Genomic DNA, 19198 nt, shown 5'->3' with positions numbered 1-19198 from the left:
ATCTAGTTATATACACTCACGACTGCATCATCTGTTACATTCAGCGCTGATTCGCCGCTTATTTACCGGCAATCGCGTTGGCGACCAGGGTTGCAAATACTTTGGCACCGGATGGATTCACATGCACCCCGTCCGTCGCGAAGAAGCTGTCCTGCCCCTTGCTCGCCGAATACCAATCGACCACGATAATGCGTGGATCTTCGGCAGCCACCGCGTTGATCGTATCATTCACCAGCGTCTCCCATGGGCGCGGCACACGTGTATTGATCAGGATGATCTTCTTGGCATCACCCAGTTCATCCAGCAGGTCTTCCAGCTGTTCGCGGGTGAAGGAACCGTTCGTTCCCAGCTCGATAATCACCTTGGAGCCGAGATGGCCGCTGCGGCGCAGCTGCTGGATCTCGGCCGGGGCCTCGGTCATCTGGCGGCCTACCCGTCCGTCGATGGTGATGCCCGGCATCACTTCGCTGAGGTGGCGGGCGACGTCCAGCATGACGGAGTCACCGATCGCGGTTACGCCTTCACCGGAGACGATTTTATCCAGTACTTTCTTGTTCGTAGCTGCCATAGGATCGGAAGCGTTATGCTGGGATGCCGAGGACAGCTTGCTCTGCTCACTGGAGGCGGAGCCTTTGCTGCTGCCTGCACTCAGACTGCCGGATTCTGTCGTTCTGCCGGAAGACGGTTTGCTGGTCGGCTCGTCATCCTTGCTGCCTGCAGCCGCATTGTCAGACGTGCCGTTATCCTGCTGATCTTCGGTAGTCTGCTTGGTCGGGTCTGCTTTTTTCGGTTCTTTGCCCTGGGACTTCACGGAACTCGCTACATCCTTGGACATTTTGTCTGCGGCAGAAGCGGACTTGTCGTCTGTCGAGACCGGCTTGCCGACGATGAATACGGACTGCGGCTGCTGTGGATCGACCTTGGGTGCCGAATTGGAGACGACATGTCCCAGCGCCAGCGCAGAGACGACGAACAGCATTGCTGCACTGCCTCCGTAGATCCAGGAACGGGAGTTCCGCCAGCGGCTGCGCTGTGCATACGTGCGGCCAAGTGATTGACGGAAGCCGTTTCTGCGGATCGGCTCTTCTACATATCTCCAGCTCAGTTCCGCCAGCGCGAGGCTGACCGCCACCTGAATAATCGCTCTCCATACGGATGGATCTTCAGTGCTCACCTGCGGGGTGCTGAGCGTGATCACGGGGAAATGCCACAGATACAGTCCGTAGGAGCGTTTACCCAGCCAGCGCAGCGGCTTGCAGCCGACGAGAACAGCCAGGCGGCTCGCCGGGTGTGCCAGTACAGCGATCAGGATTGCGGTAACGATGGCGATGAGCAGCATGCCCCCGCGGTACAGGAACGGCTGGTATTCATTCGTATGCCATACAAGCCAGATCAGTACCAGCAGCGAGATGGTTCCGGTAGCGTCCAGTACATGCTGCGCCGGTGCGGATACATTTGGCTTGAGCTTCATGCTTGGCCAGACGATCGCGAGGGCCGCGCCGATCAGCAGGGCGAATATCCGTGTATCCGTCCCATAGTACACACGGCTCGGGTCTTCACCCGGTACATAGATCACTGCCATTAGCAGCGCCGAGATAATGGACAGGCTGATAATCCAGCCGGCCAGATTGCCCCGCTTGGGCAGGAACTTCAGCCCGAGCAGCAGCAGGAACGGCCACAATAGATAGAATTGCTCCTCTACGGCCAGCGACCAGAGATGGCCGAGCGGTGAAGCCGGACCGAAGCTCTCAAAGTACGATACTTTATGGAAAATAAACCACCAGTTGCTCACGTATAGCAGGGCTGCCGGAATATCTCCAGCCAGCGCGGTGAGCCTCGAATGATCTCCGATCAGGCACCAGAGCGCCACGACAGCGATCATGACGAACATCGCCGGCAGCAGTCTGCGGGCACGCCGAAGCCAGAAGTCCTTCATCGCAAAACGGCGATTGCGCTCCCACTGCCCGGCGAGAATATCTGTGATCAGATAACCCGATAATACAAAGAAGATTCCGACACCAAGCAGTCCGCCGGGTGCCCAATCAGTATTCAGATGATAAATAATGACGGCCATTACGGCGAATGCCCGGAGGCCGTCGAGTCCTGGCATATAACGGTGCTGCTGGAGCGGCTTAGGCATATACCCACCGCCCTCTATGTATAGTCAAACCGGCATTTCCGGTATACCTGTCTTGTCGTCGATGTAGTTCCTTTTTCTTCGTTGTGAGCATTCCATACCTCATGATGTCTATCATTTTCTTTTCCTTTCCCTGGGCAATCTGATCCTGCATGCTGAGGCACATAAGCCGACATGTCCCATTATAGCCAAGTATTCGGCAGCAATCGTCTCAAAGCAGTTAAAATTGGTTTACAGCAAAGTCGCTAAATGACAAAGAGCCTACAGCTCTGAAGGCAAAAGGAAACAAGGACCGTGATACCCGGCCCTTTCCCCTTTGTTCCGTCATGATCAGTACGCGCTAATGGAATGTCTGGCTGTTTTATAGTAGTGTATCGCATTCTTTGTCTCTCTCTATCAGCTTGATCGGCATGCTGGTATTTCTGTTATCGGGAAATGTCAGCATGCCGACTGTGTATCATCCGGAACCGGCCGCCAAGTCAGACGACCAGGAATTCGCCATGCTGATCGCAATAAATGCATTTGGCAGGCGGGTCCCAGTCCGAGAATTCGGTTTCCTTCAGATCTACGACATCCGGAGCATCCTCGAACTCATCCACGAACGCTTCCAGCGCCTCTTCCACATGATCTTTGCATACGACATACATCAATAGTTTCAAGCTTCCTTTCCGGTGTATCCTGGTTGATTATTTATGATTATCCGGCTGGGACTCCAACGTGACATTAACGGTCTTCTTGGTTCCGCTGCGGTAATACGTAATTTTGAGAGTATCTCCGGCTTTTTTGTGATTATACAGATACTTGCGCAGCTCCAGCGTGGAGCCAATCTTCTTCCGGTCCAGCTGGACGATGACATCGTCTGCCGCCAGACCAGCCTGCTTGGCAGGGCCGCTCGCCTCCACGACGACCGCGCCTTCTTCCACACCATCGGGAAGCTTCGGCTTGGTTGACTCCGACTCTTCCTCGTCATAGGAGCGGTAGGCATACTCATTATCCAGATCGATGCTGTACACACCGAGATACGGACGGCTGATTTTGCCGTTTTTCATCAACTGCTCGGCGTTGTTCATCACTTCGTTGATCGGAATTGCAAAGCCCAGCCCTTCGACGCCGGTGTCGGCAATTTTCATCGTGTTGATGCCGATCACCTGACCGCTCAGATTGACGAGCGCACCGCCGCTGTTGCCTTCATTGATCGCTGCATCGGTCTGGATGACATTTTGTTCCCAGTCGTAATTGCCATCCTGGTTAAGCGATACGGGGATCAGCCGGTTGTCGTAACTGACAATCCCTGATGTCATCGTACCATTAAACCCGAGCGGATTACCAATAGCCAGCACGGTCTCGCCCAGCTGCAGATCATCCGAGTCGCCGATCGGGGCCACGGTATCAATATCTTTGGCACTTACGGACAGCACAGCAATATCGGTAATAAAGTCCGCGCCGACCACAGTAGCCTTGAGCACCGTACCATCGGTCAGCACCGCTTTCACTTCATCGGCATCGGAGATAACATGGTTATTGGTGACAATATAGGCTTTACCACCTTCTTTACGGAAAATCACGCCCGAGCCAAGCGCCGACTCATCCAGCGCAGGCGGCGTCTCCAATTCCTTTTTGTCATTCTGGTAATTCACGATACTGACGATGGCAGGACGTACCTGCTCCGCTACCCTGGTCAGCTGCTCATACGGATTACCTCCGGTCTGCTCAAGCGGCAGCAGGCTGCTGGCCGAAGCGGAGGAGGCATAGCTGTTATGGTACCACATCAATGCTCCCAGAACGGCAAATACCGTCACTGCGCTCGTTAATGCACTGACCAGTACGATTCTCAGCATCGACGATCTGCGCGGCCGCACGCCAAAGGAGCGGGGAACCGGATAGGAAGATGGAAGCTGAGCCTGGCGCCGGGATTTTCGCGGCACTTTGGTGGAATAAAAGTCATCATCAAACAATGCCATGCTCATCGCCCCTCTGCGTTCTTCTGCTTTGCCTTATCTATTACCTGCGGTTCCCCTCTGTTCAAACGCCGGATTATAACATTTTCTCCGATATATAGGTTTCACTGAGCATATCCCACGGTGTAGGCCGATCATAGTAGGTGGCGCACAGCTGGAATTCAGTATCTTTGAAAAAGCAGCCTCTGCTCTCCATTGCGTCTCTTACTGTCATTTTGGCAATTTCCATCATATTATGATCCCGGCTGAGATGGGCCAGATACGTGCGTTTCATTTTTTTGCAGAGCAGTTCACTGAGCGCTTCGCCGGCCGCGTCATTGGACAGGTGACCGACATCGCTTAAGATACGCCGCTTGGTGTTCCACGGATAGCGCCCCATGCGCAGCATCTCGATATCATGATTGGCTTCGAGCACAAGCACATCCGAATCGGAGATACTCTGCATCACCTTGTCGCTCACATAGCCAAGATCGGTCGCCACACTGAGCTTCTGGTCGCCGTCCCGGAAAAAGTAACCGACCGGTTCGGCCGCATCATGCGAGATGCCGAACGACTCGATCCGCAACGAGCCAAATGTCAGAAAGTCACCGGTCTGCATAATCTGCTTTTGCTCCGGAGTAATCTTGCCAACCGCCCGCTCGATCGCCATCCATGTCTTCTCGTTGGCATAGATTGGCAGCTGATACTTGCGTGCAACTGCGCCCAGTCCTTTGACATGATCAGAGTGCTCGTGGGTGACCAGAATGCCATCCAGCTCTTCCCCGGTCATCTCCCGCTCCCGCATCAGCTCATCGATCCGTCTCGCACTGAGCCCGGCATCGATCAGTATCGCTGCGTCCTTATTGCGGACGATGGTTGCATTGCCTGTCGAACCACTCGATAATACTGTAAATTGTATCCCATGTATGCCTATCATTATGTCTACTCCTCATTTTCTGACGCCGGGGATCTCATTACTTCCCCGCTTATTCCCTGTATATAATAAAATTCGCCGCTCTCCAGTACAATTCTCCAGACCGGCTCGGCTTTGAACCGGTTGCTGTCCAGCGGCTGACCATAGAAACCAAGCGCTATATCTTTAACTACCGCATTGTCCGGCAGTTCTTTTTCAATCAAAGTGCCCAGCGCGACGGAAGCCGACAGAATCTCCTGTCTTGGCTGTCCCTCATTCTCGCCATCGACGATCAGTTGTGGGGCCGTGTAGGAAATAATCTTCTGATTACTATAATACAGCTCCAGATTCGCATTAAACAGAGGTAAATCGTTATTTATGAGCGGATGCATCACAAAAATGCCTTCTTCCGCAATAAATGGATCATATTCATATTTGTTGATGTTCTGAATCTCATTATTCAGCTGGCTTTTCAGCTCATCTTCGTTAAAAATAAGCTGGCTGTCTACCGGACGCGACAGCTTCACCGACTGCTGTACAGCCGGCGCACTGCTGCGATATATCATCTCCGGCAAAATCGGAGTTTCCCTTGGAATCTGGGCGGTCACCTGTACATGCTTGTTTTCCAGTGCCCGCTGTGCATTTTCACTAAGGGAGGCAATATCCAGATTGGACTGGGCCTGATCGCGTACATCCATCCAGAGCTGGTAACCCAATATGATATTCAGCAGTAAAAAGGCGCTAATCAGCACGCTTTTGGCTCTTCCCCAATCCATTTTGGACCTCCCTTGTATTATAAATTACGGTTCGACTGAATCAGCAGATGGCTGCCATCCTGCAGTTCGGCCATCCATACCGGCGTTAGAATGACTACGCCGTTGCCCAGTGTCGGACGATAGGCCGGCGACAGATGACTGACAGTCTGACCGGCAGGCACCTGATTATGCAGCAGATTAATCAACTGCTGGCCTCCCGGCAGTACCTGAATCTGCGAATTGGACGACAGCGGCTGATCTGCCAGCTGCTGGTCAGCCGTCAGATACAGCAGCGAACGTTCATAGGAAGAAATCGTGTTGTACTCCACCGTCAACCGCATATAGCCGAATCTTAGCTTGTCCGTATCCATAATCGGATACGAACGATAATACTGGCGGAAAGTGAAGCCTTTCTGGTTCACTGCACTGTTCATGTTGAGCATATACGTTCCCGGCCAGCCGCCATGCTGGTTGACAAATTCTACCGCAGACAGCACATTATCGATCACATTGTTCGTACCGGTCGTTGACGCGGTCGGATCGGTATAAGTCATCCATCTCTGCCGGGTATCCACCTGCAGACTACGCTTGCTGTCCGTATAGATTTCTATTCCATTCTCTTCATTGATATTACGCGTCGCACCCGGATCGAAAAACAGATTGCGCTGCATCTGCTCGGTCGTCAGACTATCCAGCTTGAGCGTAACGCTTGGAATACTGAGACCGGTCTGCGGGATATAATACCCACCTGTGGCATATTGATAATTAATACCATTTTCACCAAGCAGCACATGCCGCAGAATATCCTGGCTCGTCCACTTCAGATCGGTCGCTTCATAGACCACATCTCCGCTCGCACTGAAAAAGAAAGCCCGCGGCGTATTATTTTCGGCAGCGTTATAGATGAGAATCCGGTTGACCGCATCCCCTTCAAACAATGAATCCGGATTCAGGTTCATACTGCGTTCCAGCAAGCTGACCGGAATGCCGCTGTTAAAGGTCAGTTCGATGCCTGCCTCACTGCGGATAGCATTCCAGTTCATGCTCTGCAGCGGCAGACGGCGGAATTGACCGAAGCTGCTATTTTTGAGGTCGGTGTAGATCGAATTGTAATTGGGGGAAGACGGATAGAATATTGTATGCCGATTCCCCGATTTATGAATAATCATCTGGTCTGGAAACACCAGGTTCTCAATGCTGGAGCGTGGCCCAATATCTTCTGCCTGCACATAGCCCGACTCCGAATTGGCGACCGAGTCGGCGCCAGGCATCCGGTAGATCAGGAAATAACTCTGCACCAGGCTGATCACAATTAGAAGTGTGAGCACACAAGATTTGATATTTTCCCTCAACTCACAACCTCTCCTTCCTCATGCAGCGGCAGCATGACCGTCACTGTCGTACCTGTACCCAGTTCGGAATCCAGTTCAATTGTACCGTCATGTGCACGTACCATTTCCCGGGCAATAGACAAACCGAGGCCAGTGCCGCCCATATTGCGGGAGCGGGCCTTGTCGACCCGGTAGAATCGTTCGAAGATCCTCCCCAGATCCTGTTTGGGAATACCAATCCCGGTATCCTCGACAGACAGGGCCAGCATCCCATCATCCGTACAGCGGGCAGCCAGCTTGATACTGCCGCCATCCGGCGTGTATTTGAGCGCATTGGAGACCAGATTATCGAGCACCTGATCCATCTGATCGCGATCGATCCATACGCTGCCCACTTCCGGCTGCATATCAATCGAAGAACGGATATCTTTTTGCTTCATCTGGACATAGAAACGATCAATCGTATCTTCCAATAGCTCCAGCACATCCGTACGCTGCTTGCGCATCATCGCTTCGCTCGAATCCAGACGGGACAGATGCAGCAGATCGCTGACAAGACGGATCATGCGCTGGGTCTCGTTACGGATAACACCGATAAACCGTTCTGCCAAAGCCCGCTCATCCAATGCGCCATCCTCCAGCGCTTCGGTATAACTCTTGATCGTCGTCAGCGGTGTACGCAGCTCATGCGATACATTGGCGACGAACTCGCGCCGTGCGCCTTCCAGCTTCTCCTGATCGGTGACATCCTGCAGTACGGCGATCACACCGGCAATATTTTCTTTGCGCCGGTGAATCGGGCTGAAGGTGACACGGATGATCGAGGTATTTCCCTCATCTTCCTGTCCCAGCTTGAGGATCACATGACGAAGCGTACCGGCATGCAGCTTGCTGCGATCCTGCTCGGACAGCGGCAGCAGCTCAACCAGCGTTTTGCCGGTCATGTTCTGCTCGCTCGCATCCAGCATCGCCCCGGCTACCCGGTTCACCAGGATCACGCAGCCATGCTCATCTGTGGCGACGACACCATCGCTCATATTTTTGAGGATAGAGGCCAGCTTGTCCTTTTCCTCTTCATTCTGAGCCAGCGCATCCCGCAAGCGGCTGGTCATGTAGTTAAAAGCTTCACTCAGCTGTCCGATCTCATCGTTGCTGTATACGGTCATATGATGGTCAAAGTCTCCCTCGGCCACCTGTTTGGCCCGCCGGGTCATCTCCTTGATCGGCTGGGTAATCGTATGGGCCAGAATCACACCCAGCACCGCCGTCAGCGCCAGCGCAATCAGCAGCCCGGACAGAAAGATCCCGTTGATCCGCTTCATCGTGTCATACAGCTCGGCCATCGACGCGACAATATAGACGGCACCGACCGTACGGTTGCCGCTTATGATCGGTTCAGCCACGACCCGTTTGCGTTCACCGGTCTCATCAATAATATATTCCTCGTTATCCCTGATGCCCTGCAGGGCCCGGCTGACCACCGTCTGCGTATTGCGACGGGCTTCCGCATTGGAGTCGGAGTCTACCGACGAGATAACGATGCGTCCGCTCACATCCAGCACCTGAATCTCCTGAATCTCACTGCCGCTCATATTGTACAAATTGTTCACCATCAGTTTTAGATCGCTGACCGAACTGGAAGCGGTCTCTCCACTGGCGGACCATTTATCCGCAGCCAACACGGACAGCAGCTCTGCCCGTTCCTGCAGATCCTGGGTAAAGTTGCTGGTGAGGGAGTTTTTCATGGAACTTACAAAATACACGCCAATCAGCTGCATCGCAATCAAAATCAGCAGCACATAAATAATAATCAGCCGCGCCTGAATGGTACGGCTGAATTCTGGCAGCAGCCGAAGCCTGCGCTTCACCTTACCATCCTCCTGCTTTTGGACTGCGCATCATGTAACCGAGCCCCCGGCGGGTCAGGATATATTCCGGCTTGCTTGGATCATCCTCGATCTTCTCCCGCAGACGACGAATCGTTACATCCACCGTACGCACATCTCCAAAGTATTCAAATCCCCATACTGCCTGCAGCAGATGCTCTCGTGTCATCACCCTGCCGGCATTTTTGGCCATATAATAGACCAGTTCATATTCACGATGAGTTAAATCGAGCGGCTCTCCGCTTTTATACACCAGATACATATCCGTATCGATAAATAATTCAAATAAAGCCAGTCCGTTCTTCTCCTCCGGCACGTCCGGGGCCGCGGCAACGGCAGCAGGCACTTTCTTCTGCTGGCGGCGTATATGGGCTTTGACCCGGGCGAGCAGTTCGCGGGTACTGAACGGCTTGGTCACATAATCATCGGCTCCCAGCTCCAGACCGAGCACCTTGTCGATCTCGGCGTCCTTGGCGGTGAGCATAATAATCGGCATATCCAGACGGGTACGCACCTCGCGGCACACATCCATGCCATCCTTGCCGGGCAGCATCAGGTCAAGCAGGATAAGATCCGGTTCCTCGGCAAAAGCCTGTTCCACCGCACTGATCCCATCAAAAGCACATATGACTTCATAGCCTTCTTTTTCCAGGTTGAATTTCAAGATATCTGCTATCGGTTGTTCATCGTCTACGACCAGTATTTTTCCCTGCATTGGGTAGTCACCTCATACCTGCTTTGATTCTTTTATTTTACCATATTCAGGGCTATAAAAAATGCAGCTTCTGGATTGCTCCTCCGAAGCTGCATAATGTACAGATTAGATCTCATCGCTGAGATCGTTTTGTTCAGGCTTTATTTAGCGCAAATAGGAAAGAGGATTCTGCAGCGCACCGCCGCTATGAATCTCAAAATGCAGATGCGTACCGGTGGAATGACCGGTATTGCCCATGACGCCGATATGCTGCCCCTGCTCAATGACAGCGCCATTGCTGACATCAATCTGGCTCAAATGGCCGTACAGCGTCTCATAACCGTTACGGTGATTAATGATAATCACATTGCCGTATCCGGTCATCGTACCGGCATAAGTGACTACGCCATCATCAGCCGCCATTACTGACGATCCGCCGACGATATCGATACCTTTGTGCATCCGTCCCCAGCGTTGTCCAAACGGACTGGTCACTGTGGCACCGCTGGTTGGCCAGATAAAGTTACCGCTGCCTTCACCGACGACCACTTTGGTTCCTTTGATAATAATCTTGGGTGAAGCTTCCTTGACGACTTCCTGACCGACCCATTCTTCACGTACCATCTGGCCGTTCTCTTTGGTGACGCGGTAGTCGATCCGCTTCAGACCTTTGCTGCCGGCAGAGATCACTTTGGATTCACCAGCACGCATGCTGTCGCTTTTACGAATCTCTACAGAAGGTTCGGTAACGACCTGTTCCGAATAGTCTTCGACTGTAGTTACCGTGATCGGCGGCTGAGGCACAGTCAGTGTCAGTTCATCGCCGATCTGCAGGGAAGTTTCCTTGATCCCCGGATTGTTGTCGAAAATCTCCTTCTGGGCTACATCATATGCGGCTGCAATCGAGCTGATTGTATCGCCTTCCCGCACGGTATACGTAAGCGGCGACTCCACGCCGGTCAGCATGACTTTGGCCAGTTCTTTGCTGCTCAGCAGCTTTTGCGGATTGGCCTTGATCTCTTTGGAGGTGACCTGCTCATTGAGCTTGACCGATTCCAATTTATTTACTTTTTTGCTGTAGGCATAACTTTTGGTCAGCTTTTTGACGGAAGCTTTGCTCAGGTTTTTGGCAGCTGCTTCCGCTTTACGGGTATAGTTGGCCTGTACCAGCTTGAGTGCCTGATCGATTGTCTTTTGATCGTCAACAACGCCGATCGTTTTGCCTTTGACGATGACCTGTGTACCTTTGGCATAAGCGGTTAGCATGCCGTCCAGCTGCTTGAGTGTAGTGGCGGAATCCACCTTGGCTTTAAACGCCTTTTCCTCAGTAGTTGTAATGCCGTTCGTATTCAGTACCATGGTGGCATCCGGATATTTTTTCTGATAGGCGGCGCGCTTCTCGTTAAAAAGCTTGTCCAGTTCGGACTTTTGCAGTACGCTGCCGATCGCTTTATCTTTGACATAGACAACATAATACGATGTCGTATTGGCTGTGACATAATGAGTACCCGCCAAAACAAGCCCGCCTGCTACAGCCACACTGGCTGCTGCAATCATCAAGCGACGGCGCACTTTGTTTTTCCCCTGGCGGATCGAATCGACTGTAAGAGTGTACCACTTTGGCGATTGTGTCTCCTGCTGCTCGGCAGGCTGCTCCGTATTCTGGTGTTCACTCCGGGAAGCCTGCTGCGCAGGTTCATTTCCCGTTCCCCGTTTACCTTTCAAACCTTTCATGACCGTCTCCTTTTGTGCTGCTGCATAGTTCATTTTCATTATTTAATGGTCTTGTTCCGGCAAAAACCCCTGCATAATTGCCTGCTAATCGGCGTTCCACGGAAAAAGCACCCTTAAGGTCAATATCACGTAAATTATGAAGAATTGTAATCAAAAAGTGTCAAAAAATTAACCTTTATAACTCCCTGTTTACTTTACCATAATCCCGCCAAAACTTTCAACTTTCGCGCAATTGTATTACACCTCATCTGTGACCCTTCTTCCATGCAAAAAGGCACCCCATAGGGTGCCCTCTTGTAATCCGCGCTGTCTTGCTCTCTATCTATGGACAGGCAGCAGTTTATAGTGATCTGCTCTGATGAAATTAAGAATAAATGGGTGCGACCAGATTCGTCTGCTCACGGTTACGTCCAACCGAGAAGATCGCGATCGGAATACCGGTCAGCTCGGATACGCGGTTCACATAGTTGCGTGTGCTTTCCGGCAGTTCTTCCAGCGTTTTCACGCCGGTGATATCCTCGCTCCAGCCTGGCATTTCTTCGTATACCGCTTCACATTCGGCCAGCATTTTCAGGCTTGCCGGGTAGTGGGTGATGAACTCGCCACGGTATTTGTAGCCGGTACAAATTTTAACAGTATCCAGGCCAGTCAGTACATCCAGAGAGTTCAGGGACAGACCGGTGATACCACTGACACGGCGCGCATGGCGTACGACAACCGTATCGAACCAGCCCACACGGCGCGGACGGCCGGTAACTGTACCGTACTCATGACCGGTCTCACGAATTTGATCGCCCACCGCATCATGCAGTTCGGTAGGGAAAGGGCCGTCTCCGACACGGGTGGTGTATGCTTTGGCCACGCCGATTACCTGCTGAATCTTGGCAGGACCTACACCGGAGCCGATGCAGACGCCGCCGGCAGACGGGTTGGACGAAGTAACGAACGGATACGTACCCTGGTCGATATCGAGCATGACGCCCTGGGCACCTTCGAACAGCACTTTTTTGCCTTCATCAATCGCATCGTTCAGTACAACGGAAGAATCACGTACATACGGACGCAGTGTCTCGGCATAACCGAGGTAATCCTGCAGGATAGATTCTACGTCGACAGGCTCGCCGCCGTACACCTGAGTGATCATCTGGTTTTTCTCCTGGACCAGATGACGCAGCTTCAGTTCGAACTCTTCCGGATCCATCAGGTCAGCGATACGGATACCCGCACGAGCAGCTTTGTCCATATAACAAGGGCCGATCCCTTTGCCGGTTGTACCGATTTTGTTCGGGCCTTTGCGTTCTTCTTCAAGCTTGTCCAGTACCATATGATACGGCAGAATCACATGTGCACGATCGCTGATCGTCAGGTTCTTGGTGGAGAATCCGTTCTCGTGTACATAGTTGATCTCTTCGATCAGTGCTGCCGGATTGATAACCATACCGTTACCAATGACGCAGGCTTTCTCTTCATAGAAAATACCGGATGGTACCATAGTCAATTTATATTTTTTCTCATTAATCAGAATCGTATGTCCTGCATTGTTACCACCCTGGTAACGTGCAACTACATCAGCCTTTTCTGACAGATAATCGGTAATTTTACCTTTGCCTTCGTCTCCCCATTGCGTTCCCACAACGACTACAGTTGACATCGAATCATTCCTCCGTAGGTGTATGTACACCGTATATTTGGGCTGCCCGCTCCAACACATATCATAAATGGACAGCATGAAAACCTCCATGCGAGGAACGGTCAGGCGGACGCAATCTTGATTAACCGTTTCGCGGGCGGAAGTTCATCCCTTATTGGTGAGCCGGATATCGCATAAGACAGCATACTCACATTAACACAGTCTGTCGCGCTTTACCGCAGCATTAACAGTGTAACAGGAGCGTTTTACAAAGTCAAACAAAAAGCGAACAATAACATGTACCAAAAATAACATTGTTCGGAATTAATTCATTCCTTTCGCCATACACCGCCATTCCCTGCGGTAAAGCCACATTTTTGATAAAAGGACCTATGCTCGCTGGCAAAGGTCACGGTCACAATCTCCGGTCCTTGCCGGCTGGCCTGCTCCAGCAGAGTCTGCACCAGCTGTCGTCCGATCCCCTTCCCCTGTGCACCCGGATGCACGATAATATCCTCCAGATAGCCATGCTGTAATCCCATCCCGCACATATAACCAAAAGCTATCAGCTCGCCGGAATCGCTTCGACATCCCGCATAAAACAGACAACGTTCCAGCAGTACCGGATAATCCTGTTCCCGCCGGTCCCAGCCAATTGCCTGGCGCAGATCGGGCACTTCATACAGCTGCAGCGGCAAATTAATCATTATTTTCGCTGTCTTCAAAAGATAACCCTCCCTTTGCTGTAGATGACTTTTCTCCATGGATACGATCCGTTGTTTTCCGAACTCTTTCCTGCCTGAATTGCCTATCCAGCTCACTGCTCATCCTGCTATGAATGGAAGATCGACAGCGATTTATATGGGAAATCCGGAATTATATGTTTAATTCTTCGATACAGGTTTATTTATAATTAACCACAATTCAAGAAGACATTAAGGAGGCATACAACATGGATAAAATTCTTACCAAACTTGTCGTCAATGGCGTAGTTGTCATCGCTTCTCTGATGCTGCTGAGTAATGCAGGATTCTGGGGCTCGCTGGTGACGGCCGTCGTTCTGGGAGCACTTGCCTATGTCATTGGAGATATGCTTGTTCTGCCTGCTACCAATAATACGATCGCTACAGTGTGTGACGCTGTGCTCGCTTATCTGGTACTGTGGGCCGCTTCTGCTATGGCCGGATGGACCATGTCGTTCGTAGATCTGCTCGTTCCAGTCGTTATTGTCGGTGTATTCGAATATGTATTCCATATGTGGCTGCTGCGTGACGGTATCCCGGGACGCACCAGAAACATCAGTTCGAATTCCAGCCTGTAATCATCGGTTATCATTCGTTTCCGATAATAAAATTATAGTTTATGAAATCATGAAAAGACCCTGAAATCTACCACTGGCTGTGCTGCCTTGGCGGAATTCAGGGTCTTTGCTGTATCTTCTATCCTGCGAACATATCCGACTGGACACGTTCGTAATTGACGAATTTATTGAAGTTCTTGAGAAAGACCAGTTCGACAGTACCGACCGGACCATTACGCTGTTTGGCGATAATGATCTCAATGATATTCTTCTTCTCGGTCTCCTGGTTGTAGTAATCGTCACGATACAGGAACGAGACGATATCGGCATCCTGCTCAATCGAACCGGATTCCCGAAGGTCAGACATCATCGGACGCTTATCCTGACGCTGCTCGACACCACGGCTGAGCTGGGACAGCGCGATAACCGGTACATGCAGCTCACGGGCGATCTGCTTCAATGTACGGGAGATCTCGGAGACTTCCTGCTGACGGTTCTCACCCGCTTTGCCTCGGCCTGAGATCAGCTGCAGATAATCGATTACAATCATACCGAGGCCTTTTTCCTTTTTGAGACGGCGGCACTTGGCACGAATCTCGGAGACGGTGATCCCCGGTGTATCATCGATGTAAATCTCCGCTTCGGATAATGAAGCGATTCCCATCGTAAGCTTCATCCAGTCTTCTTCCTTGAAATCACCGGTACGCATGGCATTCGCGTCCAGATTGGCTTCCGCACAGATCATACGCTGTACGAGCTGTGCCGCTGACATCTCCAGGCTAAAGATGGCGACGGTCTCTTTGGCACGAACCGCGACATTTTGCGCAATATTCAGCGCAAACGCCGTTTTACCTACCGATGGACGGGCTGCTACGATGATCAGGTCACTTCGCTGGAAGCCAGCCGTCATTTTATCCAGATCAATAAAGCCGGTCGGAATACCGGTCGTGTTGCCGCTATTCTCGCTGAGTGTCTCCATCTTCTCGAAGACTTCCATCAGTACGTCCCGAATGGCGATAAAGCCGCTGCCGGTTCGGCGGTTGGAGATCTCCAGAATCTTGCGTTCCGCATCGCCGAGCATATTGCCTACATCTTCGCCACCGGTATAGCCTTCGCTAACGATCTGGGTAGCGGTACGGATCAGACGGCGAAGCATAGATTTCTCTTCAATAATCTGTGCGTAATAATCTACGTTGGCTGCCGTTGGCACAGCATTGGCCAGTTTGGCCAGATAGCTGACGCCGCCGATATCCTCCAGCTGCGAACGATCCTGCAGCAGCGAGGTCAGTGTTATCAGGTCAATCGGCTGATTCTCTTCCCCCAGATGAACCATTGCTTCATAGATCAACTGGTGGGTTTTGTCGTAAAAGTCTTCGGTGTCTACTCGCTCCATGACGCTGATCAGTGCTTCGGACTGCAGTAAAATAGCGCCCAGAACCGCCTGCTCAGCCTCCAGATTCTGTGGGGGAACCCGGTCGTAAAATATCTCGCCGCCCATGCTTATTCCTCAGTCACTTGGACTTTAAGCGTTGCTTTTACTTCAGGATGCAGCTTCACGGTTACCTGGGTTACACCCAGTGTACGGATCGGCTCCTCCAGTTCAATTTTGCGCTTATCGATCTTGTGTCCCTGTTTACCCAGTGCTTCGGCAATCTGCTTGCTGGTGATCGCGCCGAACAGACGGCCGCCTTCACCGGATTTGGCTTTCAGCTGAACGGTTACTTCTTCCAGCGTTTTGCCGAGTGCTTGAGCCGCTTCTTTTTCTTCCTGCTTCTGTCTTTCGACAGCAGCGGTCTGGTTCTCCAAAATCTTCACATTGCCACCTGTAGCCGGTTTGGCATGGCCGTTTTTGATCAGGAAATTCTGTGCGTAACCATCGGATACTTCCTTGATATCCCCTTTTTTACCTGTTCCCTTAACATCTTTTAGCAAAATGACTTTCATTCGAATAACCCCTCTTCCTCATTCATTTGATTCAATACTTCGAGCAGCCGGGCTTCCGCATCAGCGATCCCGCCTTCCAGCTGAACCGCCGCATTCGTCAGATGACCGCCGCCGCCCAGCCGCTCCATAACGACCTGTACATTCATCTTGCCAAATGAACGTGCGCTGATCCCGATCAGCCCGTCCATTCGCTCACTGATGACAAAGGACGCATAAATATCATTCATGTTTAGCAGCGAATCCGCCACCTGCGCAATCAGCAGCTGCGGCACCTGTTTGCCCTGGCCGGTGACAGCCAGTGCCACATGGTCATGAATCACACGTGCCCGCTTGATAATTTCGGCTTTGGCGATATACTCGGCCAGATCTTCCTTCATCATCTGCTGCACCATGACCGTATCCGCACCATTGCGCCTCAGGAAGCCTGCCGCCTCAAAGGTACGTGAACCGGTATGAAGCGCAAAGTGCTTGGTATCCACCGTTATCCCTGCCAGCAGGGATGTCGCTTCCAGCGTCGTAAACTGTACTTTATCATGAATATACTGCAGCAGCTCGGTGACCAGTTCGCAGGCAGACGAGGCATACGGCTCTAGATAGACCAGCACCGCATCATTGATAAATTCCTCGCCTCGGCGATGATGATCCACCACCACGACCCGGCGCGAACGGTCCACCAGCTTGGGTTCAATGGTCATTGAAGCTTTATGCGTATCCACGACGACCGTAAGCGTACGTTCGGTCATTATGTTCAGCGCATCCTCCGGTGTAATAAACCGGTCCGACAATCGCTCATCCCGGGAAATGCGGTCCATCATTTTCTCAATCGACGGATTCACATTATCGAGCACAATATAGGCTTCCACCTCATACATATCGGCAGCCTTGAGCATACCGATCGCTGCCCCGATTACGTCCATATCCGGAATTTTGTGCCCCATAATCAGCACCTGATCACTGTCCAGCATCAAATCACGCAGTGCATGAGCGATGACACGTGCCCGGACGCGTGTACGCTTCTCGATCGCATTGGACTTGCCTCCATAAAAGGAGAGCCGCTGATCCGCCTTTACGGCTGCCTGGTCACCACCGCGGCCAAGCGCCATATCCAGGCTGGACTGAGCCAGCTCCCCGAGCTCACTGATCGTCTTCGTACCAAAACCGATACCGATACTGAGGGTCAGCGGCACTTTGAGATCAGCCGTCATTTCACGGATCTCATCCAGAATCACGAACCGGCTTTGTTCCAGCTCACGCAGCGATTTCTGGTTCAGCAGCAGCAGATAGCGTTCAGAGGACAGACGGCGCACATAGATCCGATAGCCTTTGGCCCAATCCGTGATCCGGGTCGCTACACGGGCAATCAGGCTGGCACGCTGCTGATCGTCCATCCCCTGGGAAGCCTCGTCAAAGTTGTCCAGGAACACGATACCGACTGCCAGACGCTCTTCATCATAACGCGAGCGCATATCCGCATATTCGGTAATATCCTGAACATAAATGAGCCGCTCATCCGGCAGCACGATACATTCGAGTGTCATAGCTTCATGTTCCAGTTCAAATCGTACTTCCTTGATACCGTCCTTGCGCGCTTCTCTGGCCGCTTTGTAGTGATCCTGAAATTGCACAAAGCATTCTTCCAGCGGCGTGCCTACCAGCGTCTTGCGTCCGAATAAGCCGGCAATATAGCGGTTATGCCATTCGATGGAATACTTGTTGTCGTATAAAATAAGACCAAAAGGAAGCGTACTGACCGCTTCCTCCTCAACACGCCTGATCCGAAAAGATAATCCGGCAATATACTCCTCCAGCTCCCGGCGAAAGGCAAGCTCTGAACGAAGCAGGACCGCAGCGAAAAGGATTACGCAGCAGAGCGCACCCAGTCCGATGATCCAGTTGAACCAGGACAGCACAATCACCAGACCCAGCATGAGCACGGATGCCCATACTGACCGGTAGCCATGCCAGCGGTTTAACAAAAAATTAGGCATCATTCATCACCTTACCGTTTCGGTCTTGTAATATACTCGCGGAGCGGAAATGCCAGATCCAGAATACCAATGATACGCAGTGGTGGAATCAGCACAACGACAATGGACAGCAGGAATGGCAGGAACGAATTCCATTTCCGGTGATTGGCCCAGAAGAATACAAAGCCAATCGTCTGGATCGTAAAGGCGATATGAATCAGCGGCATAAAGTTCAGCACGATGGCAGCCAGTACACCGGTCATATTCGCACTTGCGATAAACTCCAGGAATACCGCAATCAGATAATACCAGATCATCGAGCTTGGCAGACGCCAGTCGCGTGCAGGTTTGAGGCGCGGTACGGAATACCCCATACTCTCCAGCAGCGGACGGGATACCGCATGTGTAATCACCGCCATGGTAAAAGAAGCAATAATCAGGGCACACGGAATCAGCATCAGCGTATAATTGCTCAGCCCGATAATATACTCCGGTGTCAAAATATCATTCAGTTCCGAATTTACATCGGCCATGGCTTTCATTGGAGCGACCGAGATCTCAATCACATCCCGAATATAAGCACCGAGACTAAAATCAAAAATAGCACGGGCCGCCACCAGCAGTACGAGTAACTCGATCAGCGTCGTAATACCGCCGGCAATAATAATACGCAGGGCAGGGGTGAACTTTTTGTACATTCTTCCCATTACGATACCGGGAATCATAAAGAACACGCCCAGTATGGGCAGAAATAATCCGGCCTGCCCGGCAATAATGAGCGCAACCAGCCAGACGGGAACCATGTGCATAATAAATTGGCGCAGGGTCAATGTCGAATACAGCACAACGACAGGCACGATCAGAAAGAGCATACCGATGATTCTTACAGAAGTTATTAGAGATAGCAGCAGAAGCAGGTAAGCCATGCTCCATGCTATAGATGTCCAGCGCAGTTTCAAACGATTCACCT

16 protein-coding genes are annotated in these 19198 nt (G+C 51.8%); 1 reads left to right on the top strand and 15 read right to left on the bottom strand.

Features of this window, described 5'->3' with window-relative positions:
- Positions 1 to 58: 58 nt before the first annotated feature.
- The 11 genes from M1D61_RS00220 to M1D61_RS00170 all read right to left on the bottom strand — a co-directional run bounded on the left by M1D61_RS00220 (position 59) and on the right by M1D61_RS00170 (position 13742).
- The gene (locus M1D61_RS00220) at positions 59 to 2140 is read right to left on the bottom strand and encodes an acyltransferase family protein (RefSeq protein ID WP_458120631.1); all 2082 of its coding nucleotides are present in this window, start codon (positions 2138 to 2140) and stop codon (positions 59 to 61) included.
- A gap of 476 nt (positions 2141 to 2616) precedes the next feature.
- Positions 2617 to 2784, bottom strand: coding sequence for a CxxH/CxxC protein (locus M1D61_RS00215; RefSeq protein ID WP_017815415.1), 168 nt, complete (start codon positions 2782 to 2784; stop codon positions 2617 to 2619).
- Between the two features lie 39 nt (positions 2785 to 2823).
- Positions 2824 to 4098: a S1C family serine protease gene (locus M1D61_RS00210; protein ID WP_458120630.1), complete on the bottom strand. Its 1275-nt coding sequence runs from the start codon at positions 4096 to 4098 to the stop codon at positions 2824 to 2826.
- Positions 4099 to 4171: 73 nt separating this feature from the next.
- On the bottom strand, positions 4172 to 5011 hold the full coding sequence (locus M1D61_RS00205) for an MBL fold metallo-hydrolase (protein WP_458120629.1): 840 nt from the start codon (positions 5009 to 5011) through the stop codon (positions 4172 to 4174).
- A 5-nt stretch (positions 5012 to 5016) separates the two neighbouring features.
- A complete protein-coding gene (yycI, locus tag M1D61_RS00200; protein ID WP_046212400.1) occupies positions 5017 to 5763 on the bottom strand; it encodes a two-component system regulatory protein YycI in 747 nt (248 codons plus the stop codon).
- A gap of 17 nt (positions 5764 to 5780) precedes the next feature.
- Positions 5781 to 7094: a YycH family regulatory protein gene (locus tag M1D61_RS00195; protein ID WP_458120628.1), complete on the bottom strand. Its 1314-nt coding sequence runs from the start codon at positions 7092 to 7094 to the stop codon at positions 5781 to 5783.
- Positions 7091 to 8941, bottom strand: coding sequence for a cell wall metabolism sensor histidine kinase WalK (gene walK / locus M1D61_RS00190; RefSeq protein WP_046212398.1), 1851 nt, complete (start codon positions 8939 to 8941; stop codon positions 7091 to 7093). Before walK ends, M1D61_RS00195 begins: the two co-directional genes overlap by 4 nt.
- Position 8942: 1 nt before the next feature.
- Positions 8943 to 9674 (bottom strand): response regulator YycF, encoded by a 732-nt coding sequence (gene yycF / locus M1D61_RS00185; RefSeq protein ID WP_458120627.1) that lies wholly within the window; start codon positions 9672 to 9674, stop codon positions 8943 to 8945.
- Positions 9675 to 9818: 144 nt separating this feature from the next.
- Complete coding sequence (locus tag M1D61_RS00180; RefSeq protein WP_458120626.1) at positions 9819 to 11387, bottom strand: peptidoglycan DD-metalloendopeptidase family protein; 1569 nt, start codon at positions 11385 to 11387, stop codon at positions 9819 to 9821.
- A 364-nt stretch (positions 11388 to 11751) separates the two neighbouring features.
- Complete coding sequence (locus tag M1D61_RS00175; RefSeq protein WP_046212395.1) at positions 11752 to 13038, bottom strand: adenylosuccinate synthase; 1287 nt, start codon at positions 13036 to 13038, stop codon at positions 11752 to 11754.
- A gap of 308 nt (positions 13039 to 13346) precedes the next feature.
- Positions 13347 to 13742, bottom strand: coding sequence for a GNAT family N-acetyltransferase (locus M1D61_RS00170; protein WP_458120625.1), 396 nt, complete (start codon positions 13740 to 13742; stop codon positions 13347 to 13349).
- 227 nt (positions 13743 to 13969) lie between these two features.
- Between M1D61_RS00170 and M1D61_RS00165 the strand changes: the two genes are divergently transcribed.
- On the top strand, positions 13970 to 14338 hold the full coding sequence (locus M1D61_RS00165) for a DUF2512 family protein (RefSeq protein WP_458120624.1): 369 nt from the start codon (positions 13970 to 13972) through the stop codon (positions 14336 to 14338).
- A 118-nt stretch (positions 14339 to 14456) separates the two neighbouring features.
- Here the strand turns inward: M1D61_RS00165 and dnaB are convergent, their stop codons facing one another.
- The 4 genes from dnaB to M1D61_RS00145 are packed head-to-tail and all read right to left on the bottom strand — an operon-like array spanning position 14457 to position 19196.
- On the bottom strand, positions 14457 to 15815 hold the full coding sequence (dnaB, locus tag M1D61_RS00160; RefSeq protein WP_046212392.1) for a replicative DNA helicase: 1359 nt from the start codon (positions 15813 to 15815) through the stop codon (positions 14457 to 14459).
- Positions 15816 to 15817: 2 nt separating this feature from the next.
- Positions 15818 to 16261, bottom strand: a complete 444-nt coding sequence (gene rplI, locus M1D61_RS00155; protein WP_046212391.1) for a 50S ribosomal protein L9 — start codon at positions 16259 to 16261, stop codon at positions 15818 to 15820.
- The gene (locus M1D61_RS00150) at positions 16258 to 18249 is read right to left on the bottom strand and encodes a DHH family phosphoesterase (protein WP_458122588.1); all 1992 of its coding nucleotides are present in this window, start codon (positions 18247 to 18249) and stop codon (positions 16258 to 16260) included. The genes rplI and M1D61_RS00150 overlap by 4 nt, the downstream gene beginning before the upstream one ends.
- An 11-nt stretch (positions 18250 to 18260) precedes the next feature.
- Positions 18261 to 19196 carry a DUF2232 domain-containing protein gene (locus tag M1D61_RS00145; RefSeq protein WP_458120623.1) on the bottom strand — a complete coding sequence of 312 codons (936 nt, stop codon included), beginning with the start codon at positions 19194 to 19196 and terminating at the stop codon, positions 18261 to 18263.
- Positions 19197 to 19198: the final 2 nt, after the last annotated feature.

Source organism: Paenibacillus sp. Z6-24 (assembly GCF_054161335.1).
This window is presented reverse-complemented; position numbering and strand designations above follow the sequence as displayed.